Genomic DNA, 9,925 nt, shown 5'->3' with positions numbered 1-9,925 from the left:
CTGAGGTGTTTCGGGATCATCTCATTGAGAAATTGCTGATCGCCGACTTCGGTTCCGTATTGCCTGAGGTTCAGGTACCCGAGCATCCCTACCGACGTTCCGAAGCTGGCTCCGCCCCGCTCACCGACAGGGACGGTCTTCCTTGACGGCACCGATCCCGATCCGCTGACGCCGCAAACCAGCAACGATGTCAACCTCGCCCAGATCGGGCGCGCCATCATCCTCGGCGCGGTCTTCGGGGAGACCGGGACACAGGACGGGTTCTTCTACGGACCGATCGGGGAAGAGACCACTTCGTCGCCCTGCTACACGGTCGGTCATATCGTTATCCTCAGACCGTTCTGGAACAGGTTCATCGGTGACCTCCCGGAAGACCTCGGGAACTCGCCGGAATATTCGAAAGAACACCAGTTTCTCCCTTTTCCGGGACCTCCGAACGCTCCCGCTCAATCGAGAGTGAGAAGGCTCCGGTGAAGCGCCCTTGCCTGTGAGAAAAAAAGAGAGTTTCAGGGAGACTCGTAGGGGTTCCGGAGACCCTTGGGGGTTCCGTCCGCCTTGAGACCTATCGTCTTACGAGCGTCCACGTTCTTCTGGTTCTTCGTGATCTTCTCCGTGGCGAGCTTCTTTACGAGGTCGAGGCCGGGCTTGACCTCGCCGATAGGCTTCGTCTCGAAGTAACCGGCGGCGATGGCGCCGTCCCAGACCGTGTTGCCCTTCGTGCTCCGGACAAAGACCGTGCTCCAGCCGTCGGGGCTGCCCACGGAGCCGCTGGAGATGTCGGCGAGGTTCGCGACGTAGTCCAGGCAGACGTGGCAGCCGGGCTGCACGTACTTGTGGATCAACTTCAAGGGCATCTGGCTGACTGCACCGCGTTCGGTGTAGACCGTGAACTTGCCCTTGCCGATGTCCATCTTCTTGACGGACTCCATCTTCTGGTTGCAGTGGTCCTCGACCATGGCCTCGAGCGCCTGGTAGGAGAGGTTCTCCATGCAGAAGATGCCGAGCGCGAGCGCGATCTTATCGTCGACGTCCCGCATGCCGATCGGGTAGACCTGGGCCTTCCGGGTCGCCTGCATCTGGCAGGGCGTCCCGACGATGCCGACTCTGTCGAGACCGTAGCTGCGGGTCGCCTCCTTGATCAGGTAGAGGTTCGGGCTGATGGTGTAGCGCGTTCCGGCGGCGGCCAGGAGTTCGGCCTTCGTGGTCGCGACCACGGGCTGGGGTCTCCAGGGCTCGTCGCTCTGGCCCGCGACGATGGCACCGTCGATGATGCCCTCTTCGAGCGCATAGGCAAAGAGCGTCGTGATGATGCCGCCGTCCTGGGACTTCTTCAGGATGTCCCTGTCGGTCGAACGCGCCGAGATTACGGACTTGTAGTTACCGAGTACGTCCATCTTTCTCACCTCACTGCATGGCTCCCTTGATGGCACCCATGATGCCCTCGTAGTTGTTCATGACGTCGAAGTTGAACCAGCTCCGCGGGCACTGCGCGTAGCAGGCGCCGCATTTGATGCACTGGTCGCGGTTCACATTCGGCTTGCCGTACTCCATGGTCACGGCCCGGACCGGGCAGGTGCCGGCGCAGGTTCCGCATCCCATGCAGAGCCCCTGGTTGATGACATCGTACATCAGGTCGCAACCGCATGCCGTATCACCGCGCTGTGCAAGCTGCATCAGCGGCGTCAGGTAAGCGGTTGCAAGGTTCTTCTGCTCGTCGTTGCCTTTCAGGAGCAGGTAGGCCATGACGGCGATGTTCCTGACGGCCTGAGGGCACGGGGGACAGGACGGCAGGTAGAGGTCGACGTCGACGATCTCGCTGATCGGCACGAACGCCTCCTGACCGGGTTGGTTCCACTGGCCGCCACGGCAGAACCGCGTTATGTTACCGTAAGCCGCACAGGCGCCGTAGGCGACGAGCACCTTCGACTTCTCCCTTGCTTCTTTCAGTTCCTCTACCGAGAGTTTGTCGTCCAGACAGCACGACCCCTCGACCAGGCACACGTCCATCTCGGGGACGTGGCGCACATCGACCAGTGTCAGTGCATAGACCAGGTCCGCATAGTCATCGAGCAGCTTGAAGAGACCCTCGTAGTTATCCGCAAGCGTCACGAGGCATCCCGTACATCCGCTCAGGTGTAATTCACCTATCGAAATCTTTTCTGCCACAGGCTTTTCCTCCTTTTGTACAACTTCCACCTTTTCTTCTACAATCACATCAGAGGGCTTCACCGCGGGCTTCGCGTGCGGCCGGATCGCCGCAGGCTTCACCTCAGGCTTGCTCTCCGGGTTTCTTCCCGGCATCTCTGCCGGCTTCTCCCGGCGACGCCCAAAGATGCGTTCCTTGATGGTTGATAGCAGCCCCATATTCTACCCCAATTTCTTCCAGTACGATACGCACTGTTTTGGGAATGGCCTCCTCAACCTCCTCAGTGAGCCCTAGTTCAAACTCCTGGCTCGCGACACGCTTGGGCTGACACGCGATGATCGTGATGTCAACGGTATCCTTTAATCGCTGTAACGGCTCGGAAAGGTCCCATGAATGGGCATCCCGGTAGGCGCCCGGCGGCAGGTCTTCGGGCCGGAGCTTCGTCACATCACCGGGATTGGCGCCGAAATCGGCGATATCGATGATGAGCAGCTTCTTCACCGGCACCTCTGTATCTTCCATCAGGGTGAAGAGGAAGTGAGGGGCGCCAAGGCCGGCATCGATCACCTTGACGTTGTCGGGCAGTTGTAACTTCTTGAGCTCTTCGACGACTGCAGGACCGAACCCGTCGTCTCCGAAGAGAGGGTTTCCGCATCCTGCGATCACGATCTCACGAAATAGCATGCGTGTACGCTCACTGAATGAGTTTCTGGGCCACTAATCTCTTGTCTTCGTCGATCACCAGCATGTGCGTCGCACAGGAGACGCAGGGGTCATATCCACGCATGACGACTTCCGCAAGCCGCCAGGGTGCACCCTCAAGCGCACGGCTGCAGGTGGGGAAGTTCCAGGTGGTCGGGACGAGCATCGAGAAGTACTGCACCCGGCCGTCCTTGACCCGGGCCAGGTGGACATCCGTGCCACGGGGCGCTTCGTTTGCGGCCCATCCAAGGGAGCCGTCACCCTGCGGGATAGGGTCCGCAAGCACCGGTCCGGAGGTGTCGAGCGCGTCGAGCGCGTCGATGATCCCGTAAGCGGTCTCGGGGAACTCCATCTGGCGAGCGATCTGGAGGCCGATGGTGCCCTTCTCGTCGTAGTTCTTGAATATGGCCTGGCGTGCGCGTGGCCCGACCTCGATCGGCTGGCCGTCGTAGAGCGGGACGCCGGTGCAGGCTTCCATCTGGGGCCAAGCTTTGTTTCCTACGGGGGTAGTGCCACCGACCGGGTAGTTCGGGTCGGCCTCGTCAATCTCCACCTCGCCCATGTACCAGTCCCAGGGGCGGACTTCGGTGAACCGCTCGGGGAACCAGGTTGGGTTCTCATCGAGGCTGGAGCTGCCGTAGACCGGTGCAGTGGCCATGTAGCCCTGGTTGTGGTAGCCGAGGTCCTTCGGGATCGGGACTTCGACGCCGCCGACTTCGGCCCAATCGCGCCTCTGATAGTTCCGGAAGACCGCGATCATGAACTCCATCTGCTGCTGCGTGAGAGCCCGGGCTTCCTTTGCGAGGTCGTAAATCTTCGCCTTCGCCCGCGGGCTGATGTTTCGGTACATGCCACCGACACGGGGGTTGCTCGGGTGGATGGCCTCTCCGCCGACGATCTCGCCGATCGTCTGGCCGATCTCACGGATGCGCTGGATCCGGAGGGCAACGCTCCTGACCGGTTCTTCTTTGGTGAACGGGTTGATCTTCATGTCGGTTCCGGGGATGTACATGTCCGGAAGGGCCAGGATGTTATGCAGGGCATGGCTGTGCATCCTGTTGGCACATTGCAGGATGTAACGCAGGAGTTTTGCGTCCTCGGGGATCTCGCACCCGATGGAAGCTTCCATTGCCTCAGTTGCTGCCAGGGTGTGCGCAATAGGACATATACCGCAGACGCGCGATGCAATCTTCGGAACCTGATCCATCGTCTTGCCGATGGCGAGCTTCTCGACACCCCTCACCGGGGTGATGCTGAGCCAGTCTCCACGCTCGACGATGCCGTCATCGTTGACCTTCAGAACGAGCTTCGAGTGGCCTTCGTGTCTCGTTGTTGGGGATATCTCTACAACTTTCGACAAATATATCGCCTCATTCCGATATTATGGTGTTCAAAACACTATACCGGTGTTACCACACAATTTAGTACTGGAAACGTACGTGCGTACGTCAAGAAGGATTATGATAGAAACAGAGTTTATAACTTTCGTTTCAGTGCATTCTCAAATATTACGAATTTTTGAAGTTGTAACACTCCAAATTGGATATCATTACCAAATATAATTGCTAAAAAAATAATTATCTAATTATATATCTTCATCCATCTCGGCAACAAGTTCAGCTATCGTTGCCTTCCGCTCCGCGTATGCGTTGTGCTGGTGGATACTCTCCTCATTCGTCTGTTTAAGGGTAACCACGGAGTCCCCCGGGAGATACCGGAACTGCGTGATCACCTTGCGGGCCATCTCGCGGACGCAGTCCTCGACGAACCGCGGATTTTTGTGGGCTTCCATCACCACGTAACTCTCGTCGCCCCGCTTGAGGAGCTCATAGATCCGCGCACTCATGGAGTCCTTGAGGATCTTGATGATCTTCTCAAGGCTGACGTGCTGGTCGTCGTCGGTCTCGATGCTGAGGAATCCCCGGCCGCGCTGGTTGTGCGTGGCCATCGGCACTTCGTCGAAGAACGCATTGATCTTGTCCTCTTCCATGCCGAGGTTTTCAAGGACATGCAGGGCGTGGTCCTTCATGATGTTCTGGGCGCACGGACAGGCGGTCATCCCGGTCACTTCGGCACCGATGCTCTTTCGGATGATCGGGCATCCGTCGTTCCTCTGGGCTATTGCGCGGGCGTGGACGTTCACGACCTCATGGCAGCTCGTCTCGCTTACCGGCGTCTCCCGCCGGACCATGAACTTGCTCCGCATCCGGACTTCAGTCCGCTCCGCGTACTCGTGGCGGTCAAGGAGTTTTCTCGCTACGGCGCTGCAAAGTTCTTCGATCTCCTTGACGTCTCCGTCGATGGCCTGCTGCAACACATCGTCGATGACCTCGAAGTTCCGGGAGAGGTTTGCGCCTTTGAGGCTTCCGGGGAGGTCAACAAAAACGTCGAACTTGGAGATAAAAATGACCGGTCGCTTGCCGGGTCGGGCGACTTCAACAAGTTTTTGGACGTTTTTTACACCCACCCTGGTCAGGTTGATACGGACCTCCGGCAGGCTGGACTGGACATCTGGCAGTTCCATTACAAATCCTCAAGTAATGTATAAGGTATAAGGTTTCTCTTCATTAACCTTAAAATAACCTTCCCTGCAACCGGAGCTCCCTATATAAGATTTATCTGGTTTGCTGTTCAATCAGAAGTGAGAACATATGGTGCAGAAATACTACGAGTCCGATGCAGACCTCCGCACCCTGGAGGGGAAGATCATCGCCGTTATCGGCTACGGGTCCCAGGGCCGCGGCCAGGCGCTGAACTTGCGTGATTCCGGTTGCCAGGTCGTCGTCGGCCTGCGGCCCGGCAACAGCTGGCAGAAAGCATCCGAAGACGGTTTTGAAGTCTATCCTGTGGCGGAAGTGGTCAAGCGCGCCGAGATAATTCAGATCCTTCTTCCCGACGAAAGCCAGGCGGCCGTCTACCGCACCGAGATCAGCCCCTTCCTTCGAGAGAACGCCTGCCTGATGTTCTCACACGGGTTTAATATCCACTACGGACAGATCGTTCCTCCGCCCACCGTCGACGTGGTCATGGTCGCTCCAAAGGGCCCCGGCCACATGGTCCGGCGGACCTACGAGGAGGGGGAGGGGGTTCCGGCACTCATCGCCGTCCACCAGGACTATACGGGTAAGGCGCACGCCGTCGCGCTCGCCTACGCCCGGGGGATCGGGGCGACCCGTGCGGTCGTGCTCGAGACGACGTTTGCCGAGGAGACCGAGACCGACCTTTTCGGGGAGCAGGCGGTCCTCTGCGGCGGGGTGACCTCCCTCATCAAGGCAGGGTTCGAGACCCTTGTGGACGCCGGGTATGCGCCCGAAATGGCGTACCTGGAGGTTCTTCATGAGATGAAACTCATCGTCGATCTGATCTACGAGGGCGGGTTTACGAAGATGCGCGACTCGATCAGCAACACCGCCCGGTACGGCGACCTGACGAGGGGGCCGCGCGTCATCGGACCGGAGACCTATGCGGCGATGCAGGAGATCCTCGAGGAGATCCAGAACGGGGAGTTCGCCCGGGAATGGCTGCTTGAGAACACGGTGAACCGCCCGGTCCTCAACGCGCTGACAAGAGCGGACGAGGAGCACCTGATCGAGCAGGTGGGTAAGGAACTCCGCGGGTTCATGCCGCAATTCCAGAAATAATTCTTTTTTTATACCTGAAGACGGTACGCTTCAGTATGTCCGTCTGTATCGTCTATCACTCCGAGACCGGAAATACCCGGGCTGTGGCCGAACGGCTCGCTGCCGCGACCGGCGGCGATCTCATCGAAGTAAAAGACCTTGCGGGTTACTCGAAGGTGGGGATGTACCTCAAAGGCGCGCCCCGTGCCATGAGAAAGGAACGTGCCGCCATCGAGCCCTCCGTCATCGATGTCTCCGGTTACGAGACCGTCGTCGTCGGAACCCCCGTATGGGGGGGCAACCCGACACCCGCCGCCAACGCCGCTGTTGCCGCCCTGCAGGGCATCGCGGGGAAGACTGCGGTCGCCTTCTGCACATCGCGCGGGGGACCGGGGAAGACGCTTGAGACGCTCCGGGAGATGCTTGCGGATCGCGGCGCCGAGGTTCTGGGCACGGTCTCGTTCACGACGCGGGATGTGAGAGATCCGGACGCCGTGAAGGCCCTGGCGGGCCTCCTCCGGACGCCGGCGGTCAGTAGCGCATCGTCCGGGTCGTCGAGGTGAGCGCCGTATCGAGTTCCTCCGGCGCGATGACGACCGCTTCATCCCTGAGACGGAGGGTGAGAGCGTCGCCGCCGACCCTGCCGAGGACACGGTGCTCCACCCCGGCGAGAGCCGATTCATCCGAGACCGCGACCAGGAACCGGCCGTAGGTCTCGGAGAAGAGTTCCTCCAGGGGGTCGCCGGCGAGTGCGACGTCCGCGCACGGCGCGACCTTCGCGAGCGCTGCAAGGAGACCGCCCCGGGAGAGATCGGTCGCGGCCGTGACCCGCCCCTCCCTCACAAGGCCGCGGACGACGGCGACGACGGCCGGGTCCGCCATTGCGGGTGCGGGCCCGTTGCACCCGGTGAGTGCGTCGAGGACCGAGCCCCCGTAGTCGGGGAGCGTCGTTCCGATCAGGGCGAGGAGGTCGCCGGCGGCGGGGGTCGCCCACGCACGGACCTCCCCCCGACCGACCATGCCGAGCGACGGCGTCGGTTTGATCCGCGTCCCGAACTCGTCGCTCTCGTTGTAGAGCGAGACGTTACCGCCGACTATCGGGACCGCCATCTTCCGCGCCGCATCTCCGAGGCCAAGGACGCACTGTTCGAGGTGCCAGTTGGTCTCCGGGTGCTCGGGGCTCGCGAAGTTCAGGCAGTCGACGATGCAGAGCGGGTCGGCGCCGAGACAGGCGAGGTTGCTTGCGTTCTCGACGACGGCGTTTGCCGTCCCCTCAAAGGGTTTTAAGAAGATGTGCCTGGGGTTGCACCCGCAGGAGAGGACGAGCGCCTTATCCTCCAGACGGAGCACGGCGGCGTCGTGGCGGAGGGAGACCGACCGGAGCTGGACGTCCCGGTCGTACTGCTCGTAGACCCAGTCCTTCCCTGCTATGTCCGGGTGCGCGAGGACCGCGAGCGCGAGATCCTTTATCGGCGCTGTCGGACGGGAGAACGGCTTCTCCGCCGAATAGGGCCTCTTCTCCCAGGCACAGAGCGGCGCCCCGCCGACGAGCAGGTCTATGGGCAGGTCCGCGACGGTCTTGCCGTGGAACTTTACGATGTAGCGGGGTTCATCGATAACCTCACCGATGTCGCTCCACCGGAGGTCGTACTTCTCCGCGATCGCCCCCATCAGGGTGACGTCCTCCGGAGCCACCTCAACGAGCATCCGCTCCTGGGACTCGGCGAGCATGATCTCCCGCGGCCCCATCCCGGTCTCCCGGAGGTGGACCCGGTCGGCGTGGATGACCGCCCCGAAGGAGCTCGCCATCTCGCTTGACGCTCCGGCAAGCCCCGCCGCCCCGAGGTCGCGGCAGGAGAGGACTTTTCCGGTCTTTGCCATCGCAAGGATCGCATCGATGAGGAGTTTCTCGGTGTAGGGGTCGCCGACCTGGACGCTCGGCCGGTCGGCGGCCTCCGCGTCTTCGGAGAGGTCCCGGGAGGCGAACGATGCCCCGCCGAGGCCGTCCCGGCCGGTCGAGGAGCCTATCAGGACCAGGTGACTCCCCGGCCGTTTCACCCGGGCGGTGATGTAGCGGTCGGGGTCCACGATCCCGACGCAGACGACGTTCACGAGCGGGTTTCCTGCGTAGGAAGGGTCGAAGACGAGTTCCCCCCGGACGACCGGCACTCCGATACAGTTGCCGTAGCCGCCGATTCCGGCGACGATATGCTCGACAAGGTAACGGTTCTTCTCGCTGTCGAGGGGCCCGAAGTAGAGCGGGTCCATCAGGGCGATGGGGCGGGCGCCCATCGAGAGGACGTCGCGGACGATCCCGCCGACGCCGGTGGCGGCGCCGTCGTAGGGGTCCACGTAACTTGGGTGGTTGTGGCTCTCCATCCCTATGGCAAGGGCACAGGTGTCGCTGAACCGCACGATGGCGGCGTCGTCCCCCGGCCCGAGCAGCACCTCGCTTCCCTCCGTCGGCAGCGTCCGCAGGAGCGGTTTGGTGGACCGGTAACTGCAGTGTTCGCTCCAAAGGTTTTCGAAGCAGGCGGTCTCGACGTCGGTTAAGTCGCGTCCGAGGGTTTTTCGCAGCAATGCAAGGTCCTGTGCCGGTAACATACTGTAAGACTGGTGGGTTGCCTATCTACATAAGCATGTGCAAGCCGGGTGTACCGAGGGAACCACTTTTTGACGTCGCGCGACCAATACTCTGGGTATGACCCCGTCATATGAAGACCTTCTGAAGAAGGCCTATACCAATATCACGGAACCGACGGAGTTTGAAGATCGGTTCACCGTTCCTGTCGCCCGCGTCTTTATCGAGGGGAAGACCACGGTCCTTGAGAACTTCGCCGAGATCGCGGATATTCTCCGGCGCGATCCGGACCACCTGATGAAGCACCTCCTCGGCGAACTCGGCACCGCCGGCAAAATCGAGGGAACGCGGGCCGTATTCTCCGGGAAGTTCGAGCAGGAGCAGATCAACACGATCATCCGGGGCTACGTCGAGGACTATGTTATCTGTTCGGAGTGTGGAAAGCCCGATACCCGCCTCGTTAAGAGCGACCGGGTCCTGATGCTGCGGTGCGACGCCTGCGGCGGCCACCGGCCGGTTCGGAAGCGGAAAGCAATCATAGACCCCTCAGCAGCCTCAAAACCGACCGAAGGCGCCATTATGGACGTCACCCCGCAGTTTCTCTCGAAACGCGGCGACGGCGTGGTGAAGATCGACCGCTACACGATGTACGTCGCGAATGCAAAACCGGGTCAGACGGTGAAGGTAAAGATCACCCGGATCGCCGGGACGATCATCTTCACCGAGCGTGCCGAGTGAGGCTCCCCCGCTCCTCGTCGAGATTTACAACCCATGCATTGCCGTCCCAATGCAGGAATTATACCTTTTTTCTCCGGTATCGTTCCGGGAGTAACGATGCTCTATCGGGGTCAGGTTTTCCGGATCTCCACCCACATC

General features: G+C 60.9%; 9 protein-coding genes. 3 read left to right on the top strand and 6 right to left on the bottom strand.

What is annotated here, in order from left to right:
* Window positions 1–506: 506 nt before the first annotated feature.
* The 5 genes from frhB to mptA form a co-directional block, all read right to left on the bottom strand.
* Window positions 507–1,394, bottom strand: a complete 888-nt coding sequence (gene frhB / locus BP737_RS01215; protein ID WP_292393862.1) for a coenzyme F420 hydrogenase subunit beta — start codon at window positions 1,392–1,394, stop codon at window positions 507–509.
* A gap of 10 nt (window positions 1,395–1,404) precedes the next feature.
* Window positions 1,405–2,166 (bottom strand): coenzyme F420 hydrogenase subunit gamma, encoded by a 762-nt coding sequence (gene frhG, locus BP737_RS01210; protein ID WP_292408421.1) that lies wholly within the window; start codon window positions 2,164–2,166, stop codon window positions 1,405–1,407.
* Between the two features lie 103 nt (window positions 2,167–2,269).
* Window positions 2,270–2,830 (bottom strand): coenzyme F420-reducing hydrogenase, FrhD protein, encoded by a 561-nt coding sequence (gene frhD / locus BP737_RS01205; RefSeq protein WP_292408424.1) that lies wholly within the window; start codon window positions 2,828–2,830, stop codon window positions 2,270–2,272.
* 10 nt (window positions 2,831–2,840) lie between these two features.
* The gene (frhA, locus tag BP737_RS01200) at window positions 2,841–4,208 is read right to left on the bottom strand and encodes a coenzyme F420 hydrogenase subunit alpha (protein WP_292408427.1); all 1,368 of its coding nucleotides are present in this window, start codon (window positions 4,206–4,208) and stop codon (window positions 2,841–2,843) included.
* A gap of 225 nt (window positions 4,209–4,433) precedes the next feature.
* On the bottom strand, window positions 4,434–5,372 hold the full coding sequence (gene mptA, locus BP737_RS01195) for a GTP cyclohydrolase MptA (protein ID WP_292408431.1): 939 nt from the start codon (window positions 5,370–5,372) through the stop codon (window positions 4,434–4,436).
* A 127-nt stretch (window positions 5,373–5,499) separates the two neighbouring features.
* Between mptA and ilvC the strand changes: the two genes are divergently transcribed.
* Together ilvC and BP737_RS01185 are read left to right on the top strand one after the other, a co-directional pair.
* A complete protein-coding gene (ilvC, locus tag BP737_RS01190) occupies window positions 5,500–6,489 on the top strand; it encodes a ketol-acid reductoisomerase (protein WP_292408434.1) in 990 nt (329 codons plus the stop codon).
* Between the two features lie 35 nt (window positions 6,490–6,524).
* Window positions 6,525–7,031: a flavodoxin family protein gene (locus tag BP737_RS01185; RefSeq protein WP_292408437.1), complete on the top strand. Its 507-nt coding sequence runs from the start codon at window positions 6,525–6,527 to the stop codon at window positions 7,029–7,031.
* Here BP737_RS01185 and purL read toward each other — a convergent pair.
* Window positions 7,000–9,072, bottom strand: coding sequence for a phosphoribosylformylglycinamidine synthase subunit PurL (gene purL, locus BP737_RS01180; protein WP_292408440.1), 2,073 nt, complete (start codon window positions 9,070–9,072; stop codon window positions 7,000–7,002). The genes BP737_RS01185 and purL overlap by 32 nt on opposite strands.
* Before the next feature lie 97 nt (window positions 9,073–9,169).
* On the opposite strand from purL, the gene BP737_RS01175 reads away from it, so the two are divergent.
* A complete protein-coding gene (locus BP737_RS01175; RefSeq protein WP_292408443.1) occupies window positions 9,170–9,787 on the top strand; it encodes a translation initiation factor IF-2 subunit beta in 618 nt (205 codons plus the stop codon).
* The last annotated feature ends 138 nt before the right edge of the window (window positions 9,788–9,925 follow it).

It is taken from the genome of Methanoculleus sp. UBA291, assembly GCF_002499755.1.
GTDB classification, from domain to species: domain Archaea; phylum Halobacteriota; class Methanomicrobia; order Methanomicrobiales; family Methanoculleaceae; genus Methanoculleus; species Methanoculleus palmolei.
The sequence above is the reverse complement of the archived record's forward strand: the minus strand, read 5'-3'. Positions and strand labels throughout refer to the sequence as shown.

Excerpts from the sequence above, each read along its gene's own strand:
- frhB (WP_292393862.1), bottom strand. The coding sequence starts at position 1,394 with ATGGACGTACTCGGTAACTACAAGTCCGTAATCTCGGCGCGTTCGACC.
- frhD (WP_292408424.1), bottom strand. The coding sequence starts at position 2,830 with ATGCTATTTCGTGAGATCGTGATCGCAGGATGCGGAAACCCTCTCTTC.
- mptA (WP_292408431.1), bottom strand. The coding sequence starts at position 5,372 with ATGGAACTGCCAGATGTCCAGTCCAGCCTGCCGGAGGTCCGTATCAAC.
- ilvC (WP_292408434.1), top strand. The coding sequence starts at position 5,500 with ATGGTGCAGAAATACTACGAGTCCGATGCAGACCTCCGCACCCTGGAG.
- BP737_RS01185 (WP_292408437.1), top strand. The coding sequence starts at position 6,525 with ATGTCCGTCTGTATCGTCTATCACTCCGAGACCGGAAATACCCGGGCT.
- purL (WP_292408440.1), bottom strand. The coding sequence starts at position 9,072 with ATGTTACCGGCACAGGACCTTGCATTGCTGCGAAAAACCCTCGGACGC.
- BP737_RS01175 (WP_292408443.1), top strand. The coding sequence starts at position 9,170 with ATGACCCCGTCATATGAAGACCTTCTGAAGAAGGCCTATACCAATATC.